Origin of the sequence: Zoogloea ramigera (assembly GCF_006539865.1) — a bacterium.
GTDB lineage: Bacteria > Pseudomonadota > Gammaproteobacteria > Burkholderiales > Rhodocyclaceae > Zoogloea > Zoogloea ramigera.
The window spans coordinates 1-23,948 of record NZ_BJNV01000027.1 but is presented as its reverse complement, the minus strand read 5'-3'; the positions used below and the strand labels follow the sequence as shown (position 1 = coordinate 23,948).

Sequence of the window (23,948 nt, the reverse complement as noted above, 5' to 3'; positions counted from 1 at the left end):
CCTCTGTTGCCCTTATCATGGCCGTGAAAGGCAGCGCCGGAATAACTTACCACGCGCTGCAAATCCGAAGACGATTGTCGTCGTCATCAGAAGGTAGGCGACTATCCCACCAGGTGAAAGAGTCGGAACCGCTGCGAGGATCAACCCATCATTCCCGCCGGGTATGAGCGCGATGCCGATACCCATCAATGTGCCGCCGACGACAGATCGCAGAATGCCATTGGCTGTCGGCAGTTGGAGACGCAGATTGCCTTGGCGAAAGGAGGCGGTTAGGGCGCCTGCGATCGAAGAGATCACCGCAGTGAGCGCGACCTCGCCGGCCGGGGACATTCTGAGAGGAAGGGCGCGTTGAATCACGTCTGCGAAGGTCCAGGCCGGCGAGAGTGCATATAGAAGTCCGCCAGTGATACCGAGTCCAATCATCGAAGCGCCGAACGACCAACCCGGCTTTGTTCGCAGAACGCTCTTCGTGGAAACGAAAACGAGTGCCAGCACGAGCACAACTAGGAAGGCTAGGAGAGTAACGAGGCCTGTTGCGCTCGGTTTGGAGATTAAGCTTGGCCATGTTGAATCGTAGCCGAACCTGCCATGGTCGGCAGCCAAGATACCAATCGTTAATCCCAAGGGTAGAGCTAGAAGTCGCATCTCCCCATCCCCAAGCCGCGCCAGCGATCCGAGCAGGCATGTGTCATTAATGAGTGCGCCGAGGCCGAAGGCGATGGCGCCGATGAGCAGGAGGAAATTGATGCTGGTCGAGGGTGCGAGTGTTGCGCCCAGTGTTCCCGTCCAGACTATCGGGACCGCAACCAGGCCTGCCGCTGCCGACGCTGCGAGAAATCCGACGAACATTTTCGGCGGCTGTCTTCTGTGTAACTCATGAGCGGCCACCACTAAACAGGTTCCGCCTTGGTTCGCCGCATATCCGAACCCGAAGGCAAGTACGCATAGAAGAAGTTCGAGCGCAAACGATCCCATTATTTCAAGCCTGCCTGATCATATCGTCAGCCTTCTGATGCGACGTTCCAGCGTGGCGAGCGCCCCGGCTTAGCTTTACCACGGGAAGGCGCGATCCTGCTGTAGCCGCACAGATGGCAAAGGCTGACCGAGCCATCTTTGTCGAAGCCGTTTGCCACAAGGAGCCGCTCCGACAGCATGCCTAGAATGTCGAGGTCATTGGGCGACAGGGGCGAAATACATTCGGAGATCACCTGCTCCCGTGCCTTGAGCAAGGCGTCCGTTATCTTCTTCCCCGAATTGGTGAGGTGAATGAAGCGCGCCCGCCTGTCGGTGATTTGTCTTCGTCGTTCCACCAACTGTTCGCGCTCGAGCCTATCGATCAATCGCACCGTCCCGGCATGAGAAAGCCCGATCGAGGTAGCCAAAACGCTGATCGGCAGTCCGGGCTCCATGCTGAGTAACACCATCACGGCGGTCCCCGGGCCGCTTGGTGAAAACGAGGCCGAGACACTGGCGATGCTGTCTGCAACGGCCAACGCGAGTGCACCTAAATGGTACTTGGCGACCTCAGGCTCCATACCGCAAGAATATATGCTTCGCGCATAGACTTCAAGCGTGTGAAAATGTATGACCGCCGCATGCATCTATGACAGATTCGGACATGGTCATGCTCATTGAGGGGCTCAGCTCGGATTCCACATCTGAGATCAACGGACGTGCTCGTTCCCCAGGCGCTAGCGGGGGTGGGCTCGATGAAAGTGGACGTGCATGGGTGCCGCTCACCGGGCGCAGGCGGTTCGCCGATGAGACCGCCGGTATGATCGGACGGGTCTCATGCCCGACCTGACTCTTGATCTCCGATACCTGAAGTACGCCGTTCAGGTCGCCGAGGCCGGCAGCTTCCGCCGAGCGGCGGAGCGCCTATCGATATCGCAATCCACCGTCAGCCGACGTGTGCAGCTGTTTGAGCGCCAACTTGGCTTTTCTCTCTTCAAGCGTACGCGAGCGGGGGCAGGGCTGACTCCAGAAGGTGAGCGCTTCCTTCAACAAGCGGTGGTGGGAGCGCGCTACCTTCGTAACGCCGCAACGGAGATCCGCTCCGCGCGGAAACTCAAGACCGGGCTCGTGAGGTTTGGAATGCTTGAAGCGTTCCCGGCGTGCCCGATCATCAACATTCTCTCGGCATTCAGAAATAGACATCCGACGATCGAGGTAAAGCTTGAGGAAGGCACTTCAGAAGAAAACACTTTGGGGGTGAAGCGCGGATTACTGGACGCAGCAATCAGCCTGAGTGCGAGCAAGAGCCCTCAGTTCCAAGTTCGACGTCTCTGCGAACCAGATCTGTTCGTGGCATTGTCCCCGCTTCACGAGTTGGCAGCACGGCCACAGCTGTCGTGGGAGGACGTTTGTGACGAAGTCTTCCTCGTTCGCTCGGATGGCGCTGGGCGTGAGCTCGCTGGCATACTCCGGCGCATGGTGGGCGCCGGAGACGGAGCGGTTCAACTCTCGATCCAACAAGTCAGCCGAGAAACCCTGCTGACGATGGTCGAACAGGGCTTCGGCTTGACCATCACCAGCGTGATCTACCGGCCGGATATCGCGTTGATCCCGCTCCCATCGGCGCGGGCGCCGACGGCCGCTATAATTTCTTCCAGTGACAACGACAACCCGACTCTGCCGCTGCTGCTGAAGTGTTTCGACACCCCCTCTAGAGCGGGGACCACGGATTAATCGGCGCTCCCCGGCGTCAACGTTCGCCTGGCTTTGGCGAAGCCACGGTCTGTCGCGATGAACCGTTGTAACATCGGGACGATTAACCGAGCTGGGTCAACAGCGGACTGACCTTGCTCTCGGCCCAATAGGTGGGCGTAGTCAACAAGGTCCTGGTGGAGAGCTGCAGGTAGCTCGACCTGTACCTTAAGCGGCTTGTCGTCCGCGATGGGGCCTAGCTTAAGCTTCGACATCATCACCCTCCATATGGCTCCAGTACCAAGTCTCGCGTCACGAGAACGCGCACGGGAAATCCGGGCCGAATAGTGATCGTGGGCGCGACGTTGAGCTGACGCCTCACAATCTGCTGCCCTGCGTCGTTGATGGTGTCCTGCCCACCGTTCCGGATCGCCTGAACGAGCTGATCGTCGTTGTCGACCGCGAGTTCGGCGCCGACGCTCAGCAGTGTCGACAATCCCGCAGCCTTGGCCAGATCCCACCAATGGTAATCGACGCCATCCTGCAGCCCGGCGAACCCTTCAGCGTCAGCACCAGGCTGGCGCTCGAGAACGATCGAGCGCCCGTTCGGGAAGACGAGCCGAGTCCAGACGAGCAGGACTCGGCTCTGGCCGAACTGCACGTTGTTGTCGTACTGCCCGACCACACGAGTGCCTTGCGGCACAAGCAAGATACGGCCGGTTGGGCTGTCGTAGATGTTTTCGGTGACCTGCGCGGTGATCTGGCCGGGTAGATCGGATCGGATGCCGGTGATCAGCGCCGCGGATATCACTGCTCCCGCCTGAAGGACGTTCGGCGATACTGGCGCAGCGACGCGATCGGGCGCAACCGTCCTGCGATCGGCCGCGGCGTTCAGAAACGCGTTCTGCCGGTCCTGCGCCGAGGGCGTGGCGGGCGGCGGAGCGAGGCCAATGCTCGCCAAATCCGGCACCGGCGCGAGCGCTGGGGCAGCTCCCGCAGCAGCGGGTGTGCCCCGGCTTTCCGATCCGGAGAAGAGACGGCTGGTGCGCGCGGTCTCGATTTCCTGAAGGCGGCGCTGCTCTTCCGGGCTGATGCCGGGATTGGGCGTGGCCGTCCCGGGTGTGGGCACCGGCTGTCCGCGATCCTGGGTACTAAGGATCGGCCGGCCGAGGTCACCGGGAAGAGGGGGACCGAGCTGTGGCACGCCACTGTAATCTCGCGGCAGGCCGGCCAGTCCGTCAGCGGTCGAGCGGTTCTCGGTCGAATAGAGTTCGTCGTTCGGCCGACCGGCGTCGCGGGTCTGAAGCGCGTAGATCAGCGCACCTCCGAGCCCGACGCTGGCGACAAGACCGAGGCCGGCGAGAACCTTCCGCGACAACCGGGTGACGCGGGGCGGTTCGGCCCGCAGCCGCATCGGCGCAGGCCCGACCGGCTCGCCGGTCAGGGGCTGCGCATCGTCGTCCGGCACTTCCTCAATCCGGGGCGGGTTCTCGCTCACGAGGTCGGCCTCCCGTCTGTGCGGACGATCCTGACGCGCTTCTGCTCGCGGCCGGAGCCGAAGCGAAGTTCGGCAGCCGCGAACAGACGATCAACGATCATGTGGTGGCCGCGAACGCGATAGTTCACGAGCTCAGAGGTGTTGCCCTCGGGGCCGACGACGAAGAGTGGCGGCATCTCGCCCTGACCGATGCCGCGCGGAAACTCGATAAAGACCTGGCGTCCGTCGTCGAAGGCGCGCAGCGGCCGCCACGGCGCACGGTCGCCCTCGATCGCATAGCGGAAGTTGACGTTCGCGAGATCGACGCCGCTCGCCACCGGCTGGGCCGCCTGCGCCTCGGCGTTCTGACGGCGCAGCGCAATGAGCTGGTCTTGCGGATACTGCCATGAGACCGACGCCATATAGGTGCGCTCTGTCGAGCGCAGCTCCATGTGATAGGTGCGCATGTTGGTGTTGATGACGAGGTTTGTCATCAGGTCGGCGCGGGTGGGCTTTACTAGGATGTGGATCTGGCGCGTTGCCCCCGATCCGCTCTCGGTGTCGCCGATGATCCAGCGCACTGTGTCGCCGGCGGCCACCGGGCCTGCGCCGACAAGCTGCTCCCCGGGTTGGAGCGCGATGTCGGTGATCTGCCCGACGGCGGTATAGACTTGATAAAGCGCCCCTTGAGTCCACGGGTAGACCTGCATCGAGTTAATGAAGCCGTCGCGCACCGGCTGGACTCGTGCCGCCTCGTTTGCCTGGTTGACGCGAGCGGTCGGATTAGAAGGCTCCGGGGCACGCCGCGTCTCCTCCACACGCTGCAATTGGCCAGGCAGCGGCAGCGGCCGGGGCAGCTCGACCACGGTGACCGGCGCGGGTGGATCGACGGTCTGCACCGCCGGAGCCGCATTGTCGTAGGAAATCTCCGGCGGCGGATTGGTGGTCGCGCAGCCCGCGAGCGCGGTCGCCGCTAGCAGAACGACCGGGAATGCGGCTCTACGGAGAGCCGGGAGTACGTGTGTGTGTGAAGCCGGGTTTCCGGCTTTACGGAAATACGGCTTCATTGCCCAAGCTCCCGTGACCAGTTGATGGCGTTGACGTAGATGCCGAGCGGGTTCGCCCTGAGCCGGTCGGCGTTTCGGGGGATCTGCACGACGATCGTCAGGATCGCGGTCCAGCGCGTGGTCTCGGCGAGCTGGCCATTTTCGTATCGGCGCTCGACCCAGGCGACGCGGAAGCTGTCCGGGGACGCGCGGATGACGCTGGAGACGTCGACAGCGACCTGCTGCCGGCCGACCCGTGTAAAGGGGTCGTTGGAGCGGGCGTAGTCATTGAGCGCCATGGCGCCGCGGTCAGTCGTGAAGTCGTAGGCGCGCAGCCAGGGGTCGTCTCAGAAAACGGAAAATAAAGCACGCTAAGCCGGTTGCAGCGGCCGTAGCGGCCTGAACTTGCCCGCGCCGATCTTGGCGCTGCTGCGCCAGAGGTAATCGCCGGTCAGGTTGATGTGCTCCCAGCCGAGCGGCGACAGGTACTGCAACAGGCCGTCATCGACGGCTTGACCGTGGCCACGCAAGGCGTTCGCGGCCCGCTCCAGATAGACCGTGTTCCATAGCACGATGGCCGCCGTCACCAGGTTGAGGCCGCTGGCCCGGTAGCGCTGCTGCTCGAAGCTGCGGTCGCGGATTTCCCCCAGGCGGTTGAAGAACACGGCGCGGGCCAGCGCGTTGCGCGCCTCGCCTTTGTTCAGCCCGGCATGCACGCGGCGGCGCAGCTCGACGCTTTGCAGCCAGTCCAGGATGAACAGTGTGCGCTCGATGCGTCCCAGCTCACGCAGGGCGACGGCCAGGCCGTTCTGGCGCGGGTAGCTGCCAAGCTTCCTGAGCATCAGCGAGGCCGTCGCCGTGCCCTGCTTGATCGAGGTGGCCATCCGCAGGATTTCATCCCAATGGGCGCGGACGTGCTTGATGTTGAGCGTGCCGCCGATCATCGGTTTCAACGCCTCGTAGGTGGCATCGCCCTTCGGGATGTAGAGCTTGGTGTCGCCCAGGTCACGAATGCGCGGGGCGAAGCGGAAGCCCAGCAGGTGCATCAACGCGAAGACGTGGTCCGTGAACCCTGCCGTGTCGGTGTAGTGCTCCTCGATCCGCAGGTCGGATTCGTGATACAGCAGGCCGTCGAGCACGTAGGTCGAGTCGCGCACGCCGACGTTCACGACCTTGGTGTGGAACGGCGCGTACTGGTCGGAGATATGGGTGTAGAACGTCCGCCCTGGGCTGCTGCCGTATTTCGGATTGATGTGGCCGGTGCTCTCGGCCTTGCTGCCGGTGCGGAAGTTCTGGCCGTCCGACGATGACGTGGTGCCGTCGCCCCAATGCTCGGCGAAGGGATGTCGGAACTGCGCGTTGACCAGCTCGGCCAGTGCCGCCCCGTAGGTTTCGTCGCGGATGTGCCAGGCTTGCAGCCAGGCCAGCTTGGCGTAGGTCGTGCCGGGGCACGATTCCGCCATCTTGGTCAGGCCCAGGTTGATCGCGTCGGCGAGGATCGTGGTCAGCAACAGGTTTTTGTCCTTGGCCAGGTCGCCTGACTTCAGGTGGGCGAAGTGCCGGGTGAAGCCCGTCCATTCGTCTACCTCCAGCAGCAATTCGGTGATCTTGACGTGCGGTAGGATCATCGCCGTCTGGTCGATCAGGGCCTGTGCGGTATCGGGCACCGCCGCATCGAGCGGCGTGATCTTCAGGCCCGACTCCGTGATGATGGCGTCCGGCAGCTCGTTGGCCAGCGCCATGCGGTTGACGGTGGCGAGCTGCGTTTCCAGCAGCGTCAGCCGGTCATGCAGGTACTGGTCGCAATCGGTGGCCACGGCCAGCGGCAATTCGCTGGCCTGCTTGAGGCTGGCGAATTTCGCGGGCGGCACCAGGTAGTCCTCGAAGTCCTTGAACTGGCGCGAGCCTTGCACCCAGATGTCGCCGGAGCGCAGCGCGTTCTTCAGCTCCGACAGCGCGCACAGTTCGTAGTAGCGCCGGTCGATGCCGGTGTCGGTCATCACCAGCTTCTGCCAGCGCGGCTTGATGAACTCGGTCGGCGCGTCGGTGGGCACCTTGCGGGCGTTGTCGCTGTTCATGCTGCGCAGCACCTCGATGGCGTCGAGTACGTCCTTGGCGGCGGGCGCGGCCCGCAACTTGAGCACGTCGAGAAATTCCGGCGCGTAGCGGCGCAGCGTGGCGTAGCTCTCGCCGATGCGGTGCAGGAAATCGAAGTCCTCGGGTTGCGCGAGCCGCTGCGCTTCGGTGACGCTCTCGGCGAAAGCATCCCAGGACATGACGGCCTCGATGGCGGCGAACGGATCGCGGCCCGCTTGCTTGGCCTCGATCAGCGCCTGGCCGATGCGCCCGAACAGCCGCACCTTGGCATTGATCGCCTTGCCGGATGCCTGGAACTGCTGCTGATGCTTGTTCTTGGCGGCATTGAACAGCTTGCCCAGGATGCGGTCATGCAGGTCGATGATTTCGTCGGTGACGGTGGCCATGCCCTCGATGGCGAGCGCCACCAGGGTCGCGTAACGCCGCTGCGGCTCGAACTTCGCCAGGTCGGCGGGCGTCATCTGGCCGCCCTCGCGGGCGATCTTGAGCAGCCGGTTCTGGTGAACCAGCCGCTCGATGCCGGAGGGCAGGTCGAGCGCCTGCCACGCCTTGAGGCGTTCGATGTGTTCCAGCATGTGCCGCGAGTTCGGTTTGACCGGGGATTGCCGCAGCCAGGCCAGCCACGTCGTCTTGCCGTTGTCGCGGCGCTTGAGCAGATCGTCGAGGCGACGGCGATGCACGTCCGTCAGCGGCTCAGCCAAGGCGTCGTAGAGACGCCGGTTGGCGCGGGTAATCGCTTCGGCGCTCGCCCGCTCGACGGCGTTGAGGGCGGGCACAATGACCGACTGCCGCCGCAGGTGCTCGATCAAGGCTCTGGCCAGCACGATGCCCTTGTCGGTTTGCATGGCCAGCTCGGTCAGCAACTGGACAGCCTGCCGGTAGTGGCCAATCGTGAACGGCTGGAAGCCGAACACCGTTTGCAGCTCGACCAGGTGCTCGCGTCGGGTCTGCTCACGCTGCCCGTACTCGTCCCAGCTTTCGATGCCGACCTTGAGCTGGTTGGCGACCAGTCTCAGCAATGGCGGGAACGGTGGCTCATCAGCGCCAAGGATGACGCCGGGAAAGCGCAGGTAGCAGAGCTGCACCGCGAAGCCCAGCCGATTGGCCGGGCCGCGCCGCTGCCGGATGATGGAGAGGTCGCTTTCGCTGAACGTGTAGTGACGGATCAACTCATCCTTGGTGTCCGGCAACGCCAGCAGGCTTTCGCGCTCGGCGGCGGAGAGGATCGAACGGCGGGGCATGCGGTTTCCTTCTTCTTGAAAACGTAGGTTTGTGACAAGCCCGCCAAGGCAACCGGCGCTGTCATTTTCAGAAGACGACTGCACCAGACAACGCGGTTTGAAGGCTGTTGTGCAGTCGTCTATTGAACGAACAGTATCAGGAGTCCGCTGCACGAATGATGACCTCAAGCCGGTTCTGGTCGCGCTGGCGACCGATCAGCCCCTGGATGTGCGATACCGCGACCACGATCTTTCCGGCGATTGGGCGGGCTACCGCGAATGCCACATCAAGCCCGACCTGCTGCTGATCTACCGCAAGTCCGACGCCGACACCCTGCGACTGGCGCGGCTTGGCTCCCATAGCGAGCTGTTCGGCTGATGCCAGTCGCCTTGTCCGCCAAACGATCATTAGGCGGCCAAACCGGACGCCTGTCCGAAAACATCTTGCGCAACGGGATGACGGACAATAAGATAGGCGGACGGTATAACGGACAAATTGGCGGAAATGGCACTCATCGGCTATGCGCGGGTATCGACGGCGGAACAGGACACCGCCTTGCAGACGGATGCGCTGCGCAATGCAGGCTGCGAACGGGTTTTCGAGGACACGGCATCCGGGGCCAAGGCAGACCGGCCCGGCTTGGCCGATGCGCTGGCTTATCTGCGCGATGGCGATGTGCTGGTCGTCTGGCGGCTGGATCGGCTTGGCCGCTCCCTGCCGCACCTGATTGAGACGGTCGGCAAGCTGGAAGCACGGGGCGTCGGCTTCCGCTCGTTGACTGAAAACATCGACACCACCACGCCGGGCGGACGGCTCATCTTCCATGTGTTCGGTGCGCTGGGCCAGTTCGAGCGCGACCTGATCCGCGAGCGCACCAAGGCCGGGTTGACCGCTGCCGCCGCACGCGGGCGCAAAGGCGGACGCAAGCCGGTTGTCACTGCCGACAAGTTGCAACGAGCGCGGGAGCTTGTCGCCAACGGCTTGAATGTCCGCGAGGCCGCCGCACGCCTCAAGGTAGGAAAAACCGCTCTCTACGCTGCCTTGCAGGCGGCCAGTTCTGGCAGTGCAGCCGACTCCTGATATTTCGTGCAGTCGCCTTCTGAAAACGACAGTCTCAAAATCTTATCTCGTTATCAAAGTCTCACGCGACTATAATTTGATGAGTTTTAAGACATTCAGGAGCTGTAGATGTTGATCGGCTATGCGCGGGTCTCCACAGAGGACCAAAACCTCGAGCTTCAGCTAGACGCACTGCACCAGGCTGGCGCTGCGAAAGTGTTTACGGACAAGGTCAGCTCCGTGAAGCACCGTCCAGGGCTTGATGAGGCGCTCGCATACGCTCGGGAAGGTGACATCCTGGTGGTGTGGAAGTTAGATCGCCTTGGCCGCACGGTGAAAGGACTCATCGACCTAGTCGAGGCACTCCAGAAAAGAGGGGTCCAGTTTCGCTCGCTGACTGATGGCATCGACACATCGACCGCGCCAGGGAGGTTCTTCTTCCACGTCATGGCGGCGCTGGCCGAAATGGAACGCGAGCTCATCCGTGAGCGAACCAATGCCGGACTGGCAGCTGCTCGAGCTCGAGGTCGACAGGGCGGTCGCAAACCGAAGATGTCTGACTCAAAAATTGCCGCGGCCAAGCAGCTCATGGATGCCGGGCGCCCAGCCCAGGAGGTTGCGGACAACTTAGGTGTGTCGCGCGCAACGCTCTACAGGAGCTTGACCAAGGCTGGCTGAGCAGGGTGCCAGGCTAACTATGATCCTGACCCCGCGTTCAGGGCCTTGTTCTTCGCCTCAATCCGCTTGCGGACGGCAAGCGCCGCGTTCATGGCGTCAGCCGCCGAGGTATTGACCGTGAACATTTCTATGGTGGATGTGTATTGTCGGTTCGATACTCCGGCGTACGAGGAGCCAGAAACGTAACGCCCGTCTTCGCTCAGGCAGGAAAATCCCGCGTGTACGCGTAGTTTCATATCGTTGATTTGCTCGATGGCGAACCTGCCGTCACTGGAAAAATTCCTGACTGCATCGGCCACGTGGTCATCCACGCAACGGCCCTCGAGCTTCCAATCCCATCGAACTGACAATTCAGAAATCTGAGTGCCAACAGTGGAGACATGGATGTTGACTACCTTCGGGCTGTCGTCCATGAACTGGTAGGTGATTCGTGTCACGTTCTGCCCCAGGAACCGCACGCGCTCCTTTTCTGGCGTGTAACTGCACGAGGCGAGACGCTCGGTTCTCTGCTGACAGGATCCCAGCCGGCCCAAAGCTTGCACTTCTTCTTTGTCGGTTCCAAGTGTGACCCCCGCCACTGTGAAGGGGGTTTTTTCAGTGGCGACCACTGGACGGTTATCGCAGCCGGCCAAGGCCAGCATGATCAGGACAGCAAAGGAAGTGACGTGATAGGAACTCATGAAGGGTGCGAGTAGGGAGCGGACCCCCGGAATGATAAAGGGGTAGTCCGCTTTACCCGAGTTGGTCGTTTAGGTTCGAGCGTCGACGTACCCGTAGTGTCTTAGCAGCAGCCGGCTAAGCTGTTGGTTCACGTTAAACAGGTCCGCCAAGGGCGCCCACAGCGGTTCGGCTTGGAGAGCCAGCAGTAACACGCCGGCCTGGTTGCGGGCTTCAAGCCGTCCGCTGGCGTAAGCGTAAGTCCAGGTTGTCATTGTTTTTGACTCAGAAAGGTGGGCTGCCGAGGTGGCCGCCCTGTTCCTTTTGTACCGTCACGACGGTTCTGGAGCTGTAGTTGTAGCAAGCGAACGGCTCCCATGCCATTGCTCGCAGGCGGAGAATGCACCCTCATATTCTTGGACAACAACGTTTAACTATCAATACATACAATAATATTGTATTACTGTATTTTTATATTAACTTTTTATATTTCTAGCGCCGGCTGCCTGACCCTAGCTCTTTTCCTGCTCCCAGTTGGTCATCTTCTTCGGGATGAACTCAGTGACGGGCCGATGTTGTTCCGAACGCCGGTCTCTTGAAGAGTAGCTATGTAGGCAGCCCTGAAGAAAACCGCGTCAGTAACGAATCTGCTCGATGCAGCCGGCTCGATGTGGCCAGCCCAGTGTAGCCGGCTCGGTGTGGCCGGCCCGATGCAGCCGGCCCGATGCAGCCGGCTCGGTGCCAGCCCAACCCGACCGCGCTTGGCTTCGCGTAGCTGGGCTGAAAGCCGACGATGGTTTACAATTCATGTATCGGCGGTGGTGTCCTATCGCGGCACTTTAGGTCAGTTGCTGTGGTCGCCATTTACCTTAGCCCTTAGCCGGGCGGCCAACAAAATTTGTTCTGAAAACCGGGATTTTCAGAACATTAAGTTCCTCCCCCCTGGCCGGGCCAATCGCAACTGCTCGAGAGCAGCTGCCCGGCCCGTTTTTCGGTCAGTACCAGTTTGGGCCGGGCCGTGTCGAGAAGCCCGCCGTCGGTGTTAATTAGCCAGTGCAAGAAGGCGACGGCACGTCGAAAACGAGCACTGTGACAGTGAGTTCCCGGTTCCGGTCGCCCGGGTGGTGGAAGATGTACCGGCAGCCGCTCTCATGCTTCCAGTCGACAGTCCGCTTCCAGTTTGGATGGGCCTCCGTCCGTTCCCTCACTCCGTTGAGGACGGTCGAGGCCGACGTCCCCCGGTTGAACACCAGGATCGCGGTCTTCGCGTCTCGCCAGGACGAGTAGCCGAGGAGCTGGTCGATGGTCGCCTCGTAGTGCTTCGGCCCCTTCCAGAACTTGCACTCGGCGATGAACACGTTCCGTCCGTTCTCTCGCAGGAGGACATCCGTTTTTCCGCTGGCGTTGAAGGTCTCACCGGTGGCTCGCCCCTCGAACTGCCCGTTGAGCTGGACGAGGAAGTGATCGCGGAGCGCCTCTTCGCCCATGTAGGCGAACGAAGACGGGCTCCGTTCCATGACCTGGACCATGTTCTGAACGACCGAGAGCACATGCTCGTAGTGTTCGGCGTCAATGACTGGCTCCGGCTCGTATGGGACGGAGGTAGCAGGGGGTAGGGTTGGGACGATCCTCCTCCGCACGTCCGGCAAGGCGTAGGTGGAAGGGGTTCCCGACCTTTTCTTGAGCGGGATGCCGAGCGCTGCGGCGCGACCCTGGTTGGCGAGCAGCCGGGCGCGGCGGTTCGAGACCGCCGTCTCCGCCTCGTAGGAGAGGCTCCGGTTGTATTGGTCCGCTTCACCATGGATCCGGGAGAGGTATTGCTCGATTTCCGCGAGGGAGCGGTCGGCTTCCGACCGGACGTCCCGATCTTCCCCTTGGGGAATTTCGAACGAAAGGAATAGCGATCCTCCCCGGACCGCGGCTCGGGGAGGGGAGAGCGAGAACTGGTTCGGACGGACGTAGAAGAGGTCTGGATCCCCGTCGAATGGTACTTCGACGTCGATCTTCTGGCTGGGGACGTAGAAGGGCCGGCTCCGATCGCTGATCCAGCGGTTCTGATCGCGGCTGACGTCGAATTTCGTTTCGGACTCTTCTGCGCTCCATTCGTCCCTGCGGAGGGCCGGTGGGTCGAGGCGGTACTTCTCTGCCAAGTAGCTGGCGAGATCAGCCGGCGCCGTGTTGAGGAGCCTGTTCGAGTCAATGGAATCGATCTCGTCTCGGAGCGCCTTCGCGAGTTTGGCCGTCAGGTCGCTGAGGCCTTGGGAGGAGAAGAGAAGTCCAGAGGACTTGTCGGCGTATCTGAACATGGAACCGGTTCTGGTGATGTCGTCAGGAAGGGATCGCGGCCGTCTTCAGGCTGCCTTTTTCCTCTTGTACGGAAGCTGAAGTTCTTCGACGTCGAGAGTGAAATCTAGGGGGATTTGGATAGGGGGCTGCGCAGGGTTCTTGTCGTTGTAGACGTCGACATCCGTCTTCAATTGGAAGCAGTCGCCCACAATTTGCTGGCGCCTCTGAGAGAACGACCGTGCGAAATGCTCCCGCGGCGCCCTCTCATCGTCGATGTCAGCCCAAAGGGAGGCTGTCTTCCCACCTTGTTTGGAGCGGACGGCGTGCTTGGCCCGGTAACGTTGACCACTGGGGTCCGTGCGGTACTCTTCCCGGAACACTTTGGAGATGTCCGCCGCGATCGCGTCGATGACGGTGCTGATGCTCGGTTTGTGGAGCCCCTTCCTGTACGCCCATTCCGCGACCGCGTGCGGATCGAGCAGGCCGCTCCCGTCGACTTCCTTCTGGTATCGCTCGAGATAGGCCTTAACTTCGTTTGCGTAAGCGGACATTTTTCCTCCTTCGTTTTATTCCGAAAAAGAACCCCATCCGTCCGAGTCTGCGGCTTGCAGCGCGCAGTCCCGAACCTTCACCTGGTGTTTTCTTAGAAAATCGTGTCGCTTGAGGCGGCGCTGGAGCTGGCCTACGACTAGGCCGGGATGCACGTTGATACGCTGCGCGAAGAGCAGGACCTTCTTTTCGGAGAAGTAAGGCTGGACGCGGGCGACGAAATCGTCGAGCTGCCCTCTCGGTACGCAGAAGTCGGCCCCTGCTTCGTTCGCCCGTGCCTCGCACTCGGCGATCCCATCCGTTTCGCTGCCGAGGTCCGAGTCTATGAGCACGTCTGCGTCGGCCTTCCCGTCCTCACGGAGGACGTGCTCGATCTCGTGTCGGAGCACGAACCAGAAGTTATCGATGCGATCGAACCTGAGTGTCATGCCGATGACGGGCTTCCCGTCGTCGAGCCAGAACGTGGCCCCGTCGATCTTCGATCCGGGCATGGCTTCCACGAAAACCAGTCGCACGCCGGCCTCAGCCAGGATCCGCGGTGCGTGGCGCGCTTCTTCCGGTGCGAGGAGGAGGGCTTTCAGCTTTTCGATGGCGGCGGTCAGCTTCTCCACGGAATACGCGGGGACGACCTGCTTCTCAGCCAAAGTCCGGACGCGGAACAGCCAAGCCATCTGCAGGGGCGTGGCCTCGAGATGCTCGTGCGTCTTCTTCGCGTTGTGGACAAGCTCGGGCCGGACGCTGACGTCCGGAATCCGGAAAAATTCGCAGAAACGAGCCTCCAGCACTTCGACGCTCTCGCTGGCTTGGACCCAGCCGCGCCGGATCATTTCCCTGACGGGGAACCGGCCGTACAGAGCAGCTTTCCTGGCGACGATGCCGTCTTCCGTCTTCACCTTGGAAAGCTGGTACTGGCTTTCCAAGGACATCCAGTAATCGGGAGACGTCCCAAAAGCTTCGGCCAGCCCTTTAGCTGTTTCCGGGGTGACGGCGCGCTTTCCGGAAATGAGCTCACTGATGAGGCGCGCGGGGCGCCCCATGATCTCCGCGAGTTCCTGCTGGCTCCAGTCCCGCGCCTCCAACTCCTCGCGCAGGAACTCTCCTGGCGGGAATACTTCCGCGGGTACTCGTGCGTTCATGATTTCCCCCACCTATTAGTGATAATCGACGATTTCAACGATGCCGACGACCTTGCAGGGGTGTTCGCCCCTGATCTCCAGGACGAGCCTCCACTGTTTGTTAAGTCGGATCGAATGCAGTCCTTCCCTGTCTCCTTTGAGCTTCTCGAAGTGCAAGGATTTCAGCGCGTAGAAGTCGCGCTCGTCTCGGAACCCGCGGATCTGCTGCATCCGCCTCCGGTAGGCGCTCACGATTTCCTGAGGGTGCCCAGCGGTGAATTGGGCATCGGTTTCGAGCCTGTCAAGGTCGTCGTCGTCGAACTCAACTTCCATAGTGTGGAGTTTATCCCTTAAATGGTAAAAGTCAATTCCATCATTACACATGGTGTAAAGATGGGCAACTGAACTTATTGTATCAGGGTTCGCGGGGAGGTCTGGAACGCCCCAACCTTCAGGGGCGCCGGAAGGTTGCAGGCCGCGTTACGCGATCACCCGACCAGGTAGTTGAAGATGCCGAGCACCGGGTCGGCGACCGCGACGGGTCCGGACGGTTTGCACATGAGCGTAGGTCGCGGATCAGACGAGGAATACTCCGGCGGCGGGGATCGCCGCCGAGAGTTTCTGGTTCGTGGGCATGGTTGGGGGCTAGGGACTGTTGGGTTCGAGAACTTCGTGGATGGTCGTGGCATCCTTGAAGTCGACGCCGAGCGCCCTGAAGTGGGCCTTGCCGCAGTCGACCTTGCGGTTTTCCGAGCCGCGGCGTTCGTCGCGGTCGAGCGTGCTCTTCGTCTCACGCACCAGGTAGAGCTTCCCGTCGTCTTCGAGGACGATGGCCCAGTCCGGGTTGTAGTTTCCGACTGGAGTCGGGATCTTGAACCCGCGCGGGAGCTTGCAGAAGAATTTCACCCGCGGGTCGCCGTCCAGCCGTTCGGCCACCTTTCGTTCGCCGTCCGATTCGTAAGCGATCCAGTCGTACGGCGTACGCACGACCTCGGTACCGTCCTCGAGCGTCCCGTTCGATTCCTGCACGGCGTAAAGCCGGTCGAGGTACTCCTCGATCTCCGATTCCTCGAACAGCCGCATTTCGTACGCCTGGCCGGCGATGGGCTCGTACTTGATTCCGGACACGATGAGCTCGTGGAGCGCGCGGTTGACGTGCTTGGCGCACTCCGTCATGAAGGCTTGCGGGTTGGTGCCGAAGTCCTTCAGGCGGCCCGAATCCTTGAGGATCCGCACCAGCGTGCCGCGCGTGAGTTCCGTCTCGCGCTGCAGGAACGCGAGGATGTCGGGGAGGGGGAGGGAATTCTCCACCACGTACATCCGGTTGGAAGTGACCCGTCCGCCGCCGACGCCGGATTCCGTGAGCTCGACCGCGCGCTTGGTGGTCTCGATGCGGACGGCCTTGATTTCGGGCATCTCCTTCACTTTGGCAGCCGCCCGGGTGACCAGTTCGTCGGTCTTGAACTCGACCGAGTAGCGGGTCTTCAGGCTGATGCGCTTCCAGAGTTCCTGGAACTCGGGGTTCAGCTCGACGCGCTTGTTGTACTTCACGGCCTCGCGCTTGCGGGCGTCCTTGGCGAAGTCGCGCGGAACGAACCGGTTCAGGCGGCTGAGGACGGACTTTCCGAATTCCGCCTCGGCGAACTCGTCCGGGAGGTCCAGGGAAAAGCCTTCCGCGGACGGTTTGAACGCCTCCTGGAAGTCGCCGTTCTTGTCGATGAACCCTTTGGAAATGAGGTGCTTCCAGAGCGCTTCCGACTGCTCTTGGGTGATCTGGGCCGTCCCTTCCGGGTTGAGCAAGGGCGTGAACGCCAGCTTCGGAACCCTGCCGAAACGGAAGTTGCCGTCGGGGTCGATGGCCTTCTCGATGTCCGACTGGAGGCCCTTCGCGTAGTCCTGGAAGGTTTCGTTCGCGATCACCGTCAGGCGGTTGACCTGCTCGTCGAAGATCCGGTCGCCGTCCTTGTTGACGGGAAGGCGCAGGCCGCGGCCGAGGGTCTGCCGGCGCTCGTTCTCGGTGCCCATTTCCCGCAGCGTGCAAATCTGGAAGACGTTCGGGTTGTCCCAGCCTTCCTTGAGCGCGGAGTGGCTGAAGATGAAACGGAGCGGTTCCTCGGGGTCGAGGAGGCGTTCCTTGTCCTTCATGATGAGCTCGTACGTCTCGTCGTCCTTCGCCGTGCTCCCGCTCGTGTCGAGGAGCCCCACGACCTTGCCCTTCTTGCGGTCCGCGGAGAAGTACCCGTCGTGGACCTGGTCGGCGGAGTAGGGGAGGACGCCGCGGTAGATCGACTTCGCCGACACTTCCGCGTAGATCTCCTCGAACCAGTCGGCGACCTTGCCGTTGCCGCGGTTCCCGTCGTCGTCGTAGAGCCGGTAGCTGGCCACCTGGTCGAGGAAGAACAGGGAAAGGACCTTGATGCCGCGTTCCTTGAACCGCTTCTCTTTGGCGAAGTGCTCCTCGACGGTCTGCCGGATCTGGTTCTTCATCCGCTCGTCGGCCATCCCGCCGGTTTCCGCCGAAAGCTCGACGATTTGGCCGTTCCCGAATTCGACGTACTCGTTACCGGGTTCCGCGCTGACGTTCGTCACCTGGTAACCGTCGTAGTCCGGCCGGTTTGTGAAGTGGGAGAGGTCCGCGCCGTGCTTGAGCGCGACCTGCTTCTCGCGGGGGCCGTTCGGCGTGTCCTCGAAGATCGTCACCTTGGCTTGCGGCGTCTTCGCCCTTCCCGGATATCCGATCCAGTCCAGGCGGACCATGGTCCGGTTGAAGTCCTGCGTGGGACTCGCGTCCACCACTTCGATCTGCTTGACGAGCTTGAGGTCGTACGCCCGTATTGGGTCTAGCTGGTAGATCAGGTTGTACGGGTGGACGTGCGTCGCGGAATACCTCAGGCAGAAGAGGGGGTTGAGGTTGGCGATGGCCCGCTGCGACTTCGGGGTGGTATCGACGCTCTGGGGCTCGTCGATGATCACCACGGGGTTCGTCGCCCGGACGAAGTCGATGGGCTTGCGGCCGGACATCCGGTCCTGCTCCTGGTGGATGACGTTCCCGGCCTTTTCCGCGTCCTTCGCGAAGGCCTGGATGTTGATCACCATGATCTGGATCTCGTTGTTCACGGCGAATTGCCGGACGCGGCTGAGGTCCTTGGAGTTGTAGACGAAGCTGTCGAAGGCGGCGTTGTCGTACAGGCCGCGGAAGTGGTCCCGCATGAGCTTGATCGACGTCGTGACGCCTTCGCGGATCGCCACGGAGGGGACGACGACGACGAACTTCCGGAGGCCGTACAGGCGGTTCAGTTCGAAGACGGTCCGCAGGTACACGTAGGTCTTGCCCGTGCCGGTTTCCATCTCGACCGAGAAGTTCGGGAACTCGTAAGGCCCCCCTTCTTCGACGAGCGCCCGGGATTTGGGGACGGCGTTGCGGGATTGGACCGCGTGGAGGTTGGCGAGGAGCTGTTCGGGAGCGAGGGCCAGGACGTTGCCGATGCCGAGCTCGGAGTGCTCGGTTCCGAGCATGGCTTCCGTCCCGAGTGGCACGGAAAGCCCTTCCCGGTTCTGCGGAAGGCCTTCGAAAAGGTCGGTCACCGCCCCGACGGCGTCGCGCTGGTATTCCAGCGATGAGTCGAATTTCAGTTTCATGGGCGGGCTATCAGACTGTGCGGAAGACGATCTGCGAGGCTTTCTCCCGGCCCTGGTTGCGCGCCGCGAAGGTCTGGACGGCGTTCGCCTTGAGCTGGTCGTCGCCGGCGAAAGCGGAATCGAGACAGAAGAAGTGCATCGGCTCGGCTTCGGCCACGGCGTCGACGAGTTCCTTGGTAACCCGGTCGGCGAGGCAGATCAGCAAAGCCCCGCCGGCGATCGAATAGACCGGCAGTCCGGCGATTTCGACGAGCTCGGCCTTCTCCGTCGGACGGAACCCCGCCTTGAGGAGGATCTCGAAGAGGAGGTCCTCCTGGGAGGCCGAAGGGTCGACGTGTTCTACGTGGAGCTCGAGCTGCTCCGCGATCTGGTCCGCCGTAGCGTCTGCTCCGAGCTTCTGCCACTGGCGGAAGTTGGATTTGTCGAGCCTGAAGACGCGGAAACCGCGATCCTGGCCGTTCTCGTTGCTGTCCGCTTCGGTCAGCTTCGCCGCGGCGCGACGGATCCGTTCCTTGGCGATGTCGGCGATGGTATTCAGCCCTTTATTGAGTGCGGCCTTGCCAGACTTGTCCTTCTGGTCACACGGCTCTGGAAGCTGGATAAGGACAAACCGCTTCCTTGTTCCGTCCTCGCGGTTGAGCTCCATTACGGCCTCAGCGGTGCTTCCAGACCCTGCGAAGAAATCAACAATGACCGCGTTGTCGTCACCGGCAGTCACGTAACGAATCAAACGCTTTATCTCAACGTGATCCTTCTGATAGTCGAAAAGCTTTGCTCCCATCAGATTCCGGAGGTACTTAACCGTAACTTGCGATTGCTTGTAGAAGTAGCTGCCGCGGACCTGAGTAGCCATCCCTTCTTCATCGGCTTGGTCCGACGCGTCGTCTTCCTCACCGTCTGCTTCGCAATCCGTGTCGAGCTCTTTCGAAATCGGCTTGATGTGGGACTTTCGGAATGGCGGCTCCGTATGGTCTTCGCGGAATGCGACAACGCCGAGTTTTATCATCTGCGCCATTCTTTCCGGGCTAGCGTATATCCATCCTCGCCCAGGCACTGCGCACGGTTGTTTGGTAACTGGATGGATGACGTCGTAGCGAGGGCCGCCGCCGCCGGGCCACGAAATATTGTCGTCACGCCAAGGGCCATGCTGATCGACCCGTCGGTACCGGGACAACTTTTTCGAGGGATGGGAGTCCGGTAGTTCTCTGAACCAACCTTGCAGATCTTCTTCAATCGCTGTTAGGTCGTTCCCATGCTTCGTTTTTAGTTCGAGGTACGTTTCCCAGATTTCCTTCGCTCCGGGTTTTTCCTCACGCCAAACAGTTTTGTCCTCCTTCAGACGGGCCAACCGTTTGGCGTAGACAAGAACGTACTCATGGCCGACAGAGAAGAGCTTCGCGTCGTTCTTGCGTCCCTTCTCCCAGACGAGCTTGGCTATGAAGTTCTCTTCTCCGAACACTTCATTGCATAGGTGGCGGAGGTTGTCGACTTCGAAGTCGTCGATGCTGATCATGATGACGCCGTCGTCACTCAGAAGGTTTCGCGCCAAGTAGAGGCGCGGCCACATCATGTTCAGCCACTTGGTATGGAATCGGCCCTCTCTAGCCGAATTTGTGACGAACTGCTTACCGTCATCGCTCAAAAGCCCGGCATAGGCGAGGTAGGTGTCAAGCGATTCAGAATAGTTGTCGGGGTAAATGAAGTCGTTTCCTGTGTTGTACGGGGGGTCGATGTAGATCATCTTCACCTTGCCGTAATACGACTTCTGCAGGAGTTTGAGCGCCTCGAGGTTGTCGCCCTCGATGAACACGTTTTCGGTCGAATTCCAGTCGACTGATTGGTCCTTCGCAGGCTTGAGCGTCGCGTACGTTGGGGACTGGATTGCCTTAAGGCACTCCTTCTTCCCAGGCCAATCCATCCCGTAACGTTCCCGCCTGGCTTCGAAGAGGTCCGTGAACGTCCCGAGTTCAGCCTTCAGCCGCTCGAAATCGACGCTTTCAACGAGGTTTCCGTTTTCATCTCGGGTTTCCGTGAAACAGGAAGGGAAGAGGGCGCGCAAGCGCGCGCGGTTGTCCGCGGCGACGTCGAGCGACGTGCCGTCCAGGCTGTGGGAGGTTTCGGTAGTCATGACGCAGAGTTTATTCAAATATTCTGAAATCGGAAGGGCTATCACCGCACCGTCCATCTGAGGGCGAAGAGGTCTTCCGAGGCTGTTTCCTGCCGGAGCTGCTCTTCGACCTGGTCGAGGAGCCCGTCCTTGTGCCGTTCGACGTCCCTGGCGGCCGCGTCGTACGCCCGCCAGGCTTCGTCCCGTTTCTTGTCCACGTCACGGAGCTTCTTCTGGACAGCGAGCTTCTCCGGTAAGGTTGGCGCCGTTCGGGCCTGTCTCTTCAGTTCCGCGATCTGGTCGTCGTAGTCTTTGAGCTCAGCCTTGAGGCCGTGGCGCTTGTCTTCCGCCCAGCCGTTGAGCTTCTCCATCTCCTCGTCGAACCAGGCAGCCTGCCGGGCCGAGAGGTCAGCGAGGATCTCGTTTGTCCTGCGTTCCGCGACGTCGGCCGCCGGCCCTGCGCCGGTCGGGAGGTCGGTACCGACGATTGAGCAGGGGAGTTCGAACAGGCGCCGGACGACGGCTTCCGGCACTTCCTCCCCGTCGTCGGCCACCGCCGCGAGGATCACATGGTCCTGGGCGTCGGCGCCGGACACGGAAAGTTTCTTCGCGAGGAGGAATCCCGACCGTCCCACCAGGCGTTCGACGCCCACGGCGGTCTGGGCCCATTCCGAGTAATGGAATTCCGCTTCTGCTTCGGGAAGGCTCCGTCCGGAAGCTGCCGCAATCACCGCCTGCGCGAGGGGGTGGCCGATCCGGTACCGGTGGGCGGCTCCTGGGTATTTCGAGAGCGCGTACGCGCCCTCGTCGATTCCCGTGCCGGGGTAAGGGGGCTCCCGAAGGCGGAAACGCAAGGCCGCGTCGTCGAACTCGGCTTTCCCCGCGAGCTCGTGCCTCGTGAGCGCCCAGAGCATGGACTCGTACTTGTTCAGGTACTCGCGGCTCTCGTCGAGGTTGACCCTCAGCCGGTCGTGGACCTCGGCGTCGAAGTTCTCGAGGAGCTTCTTCCGCGTGTCTTCCATCGTTTCGCTGATCTGCGATTCCATCTCCTCCCGGAGCCGGGAGAACTCGGACTCGATTTCGCCCGTGGTGCGGCAGTTCTGGTAGATCGCGACGATGCGCTTCTCGAACTCCACCCCGGACTCAATCGCGCCGAGCACCTCGTCGCTCGCCCCGAAAACGCCCGAGAAGAGCTTGAATTTCTCGGCGAGGAGCTCGAAGACGCGCTGGTCGGCCTCGTTCTTCTTGTTCAGGAAATTGACCACGACGACGTCGTGGCGCTGCCCGTAGCGGTGGCAGCGGCCGATCCGCTGCTCGATCCGCTGGGGGTTCCAGGGGAGGTCGTAGTTCACCACCATCGAGCAGAACTGGAGGTTGATGCCTTCGGCCGCGGCCTCGGTGGCGATCATGACCGTCGCCTCGTTCCGGAAGTGGTCCACCAGCGCCGCGCGTATGTCCGCGCTCCTGGATCCGGTGACCCTGTCCGTCCCCTTGTTGGCCTCGACCCATTCGGCGTAGATCGCTTTCGACTGGTCGTCCGAATTGGAGCCGTTGAACAGGACGAGCTTGCCGGCGTAGCCGTTGTCGCTCAGGAGGCGCACCAGGTAGTCCTGGGTCCGGCGGGACTCCGTAAAGACGATGGTCTTCTCGGCGGCCCCGAGGTCCCTGGCTTTGGCGAACCCGGCGCTCAGCGCCTTCAGCAGCGCCATTCCCTTGGCGTTCTCCGAAATCGAGACCGCCAGGTCGCGGAACTCCTCGAGCGCCGCGATCTCCTCCTCGATTGAGGAAATTTCCTCGCGGGACAGGGCTTCCGGCTCCGGGTCGTCGCCCCATTCGTCGGCGTACTCGTCGAACTCCTCGAAGTCGTCGGCGATCGCGTCCTCGTCCCCGGTGGCCGCGGCATTGTCACGGATCTGCTTGCGGAGCTTGTTCGCCAGCGACTCCAGGGCGCCGGCGATCGCGAAGGTCGACGACGCGAGGAGCTTCCGGAGGATCAGCGTCATGAGTTGGCGCTGGGAGTTCGGCAGGGCGTGGAGGGATTCCCGACGAAGGTAGTCCGACACCATGTCGTAGAGCGCGTGCTCGTCGTCGGAGGGGACGAACTCCTCGGTGATCGGGATCCGGTTCGTGTACCGGATGTATTCGAGCACCTGACGCCGCAAAGTCCGGTGGCAGATGGGCTTCAGACGGACCTTCAGCTCGTCGAACGTCGAATCGCCGTTCAGTCTGGCGAACTGGGTGCGGAAACTCTTCGCGTCCCCGAAGGCGTAATCGTCGATCAGGCTCACGAGGCCGTAGAGCTCGAGCAGGGAGTTCTGCAGCGGTGTCGCTGTCAGGAGGACCTTGGGCGCGTTTCCGAGCGCCCGCTTGAGGGCGTTCCCGATCTTGTTGTCCGGACGGTAGACGTTGCGGAGGCGGTGGGCCTCGTCCATGACCACCAGGTCCCAGCGCGTGACCATGAGCTCGTCGGCGTGCTTGGCTGCGAACTGGTAGGAGCAGACGACCATCTGGTCCCGCTCGAACGGACGCCGGACGCCGGACTTCCGAAGCTGGTTGTAGTTCTTCGCCTCGAGGATGAGCGTGGGGAGGAAGAACTTTTCCGCCATCTCTTGGGACCACTGCTTCCGCAGGTTGGCGGGCGTGACGATGAGGATCCGACGCTTTCCCTCCGCCCATTTCTGGGCCAGCACCAGTCCGGCTTCGATCGTCTTGCCGAGACCAACTTCGTCCGCGAGGATCGCGCCCTTGGAAAGGGGTGACTTAAACGCGAAAAGGGCCGCCTCAAGCTGGTGGGGGTTGAGGTCGACCTGGGCGTCGAGAAGGGCTCCCGCGAGTTTCTCGGAATCCGCCGCCGAATGCCGGCGGCTCAGTTCGTGGGCGAAGTACTTGGCGTGGTAGTCGGTGATCATCCGGCGGTCAGTTTATTATTTTTAATACGGTAAACGCACTTTAAAAATACGTTTACCGTATGTCATGAGAATTTTTTTCGATATCAAAGCACAGAGATTCCCTCAATCTATTAACCCGGCCCTTAAATAGCCTGTCTATGCAGCATAGGCGGCCAGAGGGTGCCGGAAGTAAGACTGAACCCGTCCGGGGATCTGGGCGAGGCGTTTCATGATCCGCATCGCCTTCTGCATCAGGTCGCTGCCGTTGTCGCTGGCCGGCTCCAGGCGCAGGGACGTCTTGAAGTCGTGGTTCAGGTACTCGTCGGGGTTGGACTCCGGGGCGTAGGGCGGCAGGTAGAACAGTTCGATCTTGTCCTTGAGGGGCTCTGCCCACGCGCGGACAATTTTGGCGTGATGAACCCGCAGGTTGTCGACGATCAGGAAGATCTTGGCCGTTGCATCCTGCAGAAGATGCGCCAGGAA

At 61.6% G+C, this 23,948-nt stretch carries 20 protein-coding genes; 4 read left to right on the top strand and 16 right to left on the bottom strand.

Annotated elements, in window-relative coordinates; translation table 11 throughout:
• Positions 1 to 15: 15 nt before the first annotated feature.
• Together ZRA01_RS09410 and ZRA01_RS09405 are read right to left on the bottom strand one after the other, a co-directional pair.
• Complete coding sequence (locus ZRA01_RS09410; RefSeq protein ID WP_004099025.1) at positions 16 to 975, bottom strand: YeeE/YedE thiosulfate transporter family protein; 960 nt, start codon at positions 973 to 975, stop codon at positions 16 to 18.
• A gap of 26 nt (positions 976 to 1,001) precedes the next feature.
• On the bottom strand, positions 1,002 to 1,535 hold the full coding sequence (locus ZRA01_RS09405; RefSeq protein WP_004357616.1) for a MarR family winged helix-turn-helix transcriptional regulator: 534 nt from the start codon (positions 1,533 to 1,535) through the stop codon (positions 1,002 to 1,004).
• A 256-nt stretch (positions 1,536 to 1,791) separates the two neighbouring features.
• Between ZRA01_RS09405 and ZRA01_RS09400 the strand changes: the two genes are divergently transcribed.
• On the top strand, positions 1,792 to 2,688 hold the full coding sequence (locus tag ZRA01_RS09400; RefSeq protein ID WP_011191354.1) for a LysR family transcriptional regulator: 897 nt from the start codon (positions 1,792 to 1,794) through the stop codon (positions 2,686 to 2,688).
• Here ZRA01_RS09400 and ZRA01_RS09395 read toward each other — a convergent pair.
• From ZRA01_RS09395 to ZRA01_RS09375, 5 genes are read right to left on the bottom strand one after another with little or no spacing between them, the layout of a single operon-like run.
• On the bottom strand, positions 2,685 to 2,921 hold the full coding sequence (locus ZRA01_RS09395; protein WP_026227538.1) for a DUF2274 domain-containing protein: 237 nt from the start codon (positions 2,919 to 2,921) through the stop codon (positions 2,685 to 2,687). The genes ZRA01_RS09400 and ZRA01_RS09395 overlap by 4 nt on opposite strands.
• 2 nt (positions 2,922 to 2,923) lie before the next feature.
• Complete coding sequence (locus ZRA01_RS09390) at positions 2,924 to 4,144, bottom strand: TraB/TrbI/VirB10 family type IV secretion system protein (RefSeq protein WP_011191355.1); 1,221 nt, start codon at positions 4,142 to 4,144, stop codon at positions 2,924 to 2,926.
• Complete coding sequence (gene trbG, locus ZRA01_RS09385; protein ID WP_011191356.1) at positions 4,141 to 5,190, bottom strand: P-type conjugative transfer protein TrbG; 1,050 nt, start codon at positions 5,188 to 5,190, stop codon at positions 4,141 to 4,143. Before trbG ends, ZRA01_RS09390 begins: the two co-directional genes overlap by 4 nt.
• Positions 5,187 to 5,504, bottom strand: a complete 318-nt coding sequence (gene trbF / locus ZRA01_RS09380; protein ID WP_223177685.1) for a conjugal transfer protein TrbF — start codon at positions 5,502 to 5,504, stop codon at positions 5,187 to 5,189. The genes trbG and trbF overlap by 4 nt, the downstream gene beginning before the upstream one ends.
• A 36-nt stretch (positions 5,505 to 5,540) precedes the next feature.
• Complete coding sequence (locus ZRA01_RS09375) at positions 5,541 to 8,507, bottom strand: Tn3-like element ISPa38 family transposase (RefSeq protein ID WP_003100881.1); 2,967 nt, start codon at positions 8,505 to 8,507, stop codon at positions 5,541 to 5,543.
• Between the two features lie 31 nt (positions 8,508 to 8,538).
• Between ZRA01_RS09375 and ZRA01_RS09370 the strand changes: the two genes are divergently transcribed.
• The 3 genes from ZRA01_RS09370 (at position 8,539) to ZRA01_RS09360 (ending at position 10,224) form a co-directional block, all read left to right on the top strand.
• Positions 8,539 to 8,865: a type II toxin-antitoxin system YafQ family toxin gene (locus ZRA01_RS09370; protein WP_431311737.1), complete on the top strand. Its 327-nt coding sequence runs from the start codon at positions 8,539 to 8,541 to the stop codon at positions 8,863 to 8,865.
• 126 nt (positions 8,866 to 8,991) lie between these two features.
• Positions 8,992 to 9,567, top strand: coding sequence for a recombinase family protein (locus ZRA01_RS09365; RefSeq protein ID WP_001173919.1), 576 nt, complete (start codon positions 8,992 to 8,994; stop codon positions 9,565 to 9,567).
• 108 nt (positions 9,568 to 9,675) lie between these two features.
• Positions 9,676 to 10,224 (top strand): recombinase family protein, encoded by a 549-nt coding sequence (locus tag ZRA01_RS09360; RefSeq protein ID WP_141351553.1) that lies wholly within the window; start codon positions 9,676 to 9,678, stop codon positions 10,222 to 10,224.
• Between the two features lie 17 nt (positions 10,225 to 10,241).
• On the opposite strand, the gene ZRA01_RS09355 is transcribed toward ZRA01_RS09360, so the two are convergent.
• The 9 genes from ZRA01_RS09355 to ZRA01_RS09315 form a co-directional block, all read right to left on the bottom strand.
• The gene (locus ZRA01_RS09355; RefSeq protein ID WP_141351551.1) at positions 10,242 to 10,904 is read right to left on the bottom strand and encodes a hypothetical protein; all 663 of its coding nucleotides are present in this window, start codon (positions 10,902 to 10,904) and stop codon (positions 10,242 to 10,244) included.
• 1,023 nt (positions 10,905 to 11,927) lie between these two features.
• Complete coding sequence (locus ZRA01_RS09350; RefSeq protein ID WP_141351549.1) at positions 11,928 to 13,187, bottom strand: hypothetical protein; 1,260 nt, start codon at positions 13,185 to 13,187, stop codon at positions 11,928 to 11,930.
• A gap of 45 nt (positions 13,188 to 13,232) precedes the next feature.
• Positions 13,233 to 13,718, bottom strand: coding sequence for a hypothetical protein (locus ZRA01_RS09345; protein WP_141351548.1), 486 nt, complete (start codon positions 13,716 to 13,718; stop codon positions 13,233 to 13,235).
• 15 nt (positions 13,719 to 13,733) lie between these two features.
• Positions 13,734 to 14,852 carry a HigA family addiction module antitoxin gene (locus tag ZRA01_RS09340; RefSeq protein WP_141351546.1) on the bottom strand — a complete coding sequence of 373 codons (1,119 nt, stop codon included), beginning with the start codon at positions 14,850 to 14,852 and terminating at the stop codon, positions 13,734 to 13,736.
• Positions 14,853 to 14,867: 15 nt separating this feature from the next.
• Positions 14,868 to 15,164, bottom strand: a complete 297-nt coding sequence (locus ZRA01_RS09335) for a type II toxin-antitoxin system RelE/ParE family toxin (protein ID WP_141351544.1) — start codon at positions 15,162 to 15,164, stop codon at positions 14,868 to 14,870.
• Between the two features lie 312 nt (positions 15,165 to 15,476).
• Positions 15,477 to 18,470: a restriction endonuclease gene (locus tag ZRA01_RS09330; RefSeq protein WP_141351542.1), complete on the bottom strand. Its 2,994-nt coding sequence runs from the start codon at positions 18,468 to 18,470 to the stop codon at positions 15,477 to 15,479.
• Positions 18,471 to 18,480: 10 nt separating this feature from the next.
• Complete coding sequence (locus ZRA01_RS09325) at positions 18,481 to 20,598, bottom strand: site-specific DNA-methyltransferase (RefSeq protein WP_141351540.1); 2,118 nt, start codon at positions 20,596 to 20,598, stop codon at positions 18,481 to 18,483.
• A gap of 41 nt (positions 20,599 to 20,639) precedes the next feature.
• Positions 20,640 to 23,486 carry an SNF2-related protein gene (locus tag ZRA01_RS09320; RefSeq protein WP_141351538.1) on the bottom strand — a complete coding sequence of 949 codons (2,847 nt, stop codon included), beginning with the start codon at positions 23,484 to 23,486 and terminating at the stop codon, positions 20,640 to 20,642.
• 135 nt (positions 23,487 to 23,621) lie between these two features.
• Positions 23,622 to 23,948: transposase (locus tag ZRA01_RS09315; protein WP_174851607.1), on the bottom strand; the 327-nt coding region annotated here is incomplete at its 5' end.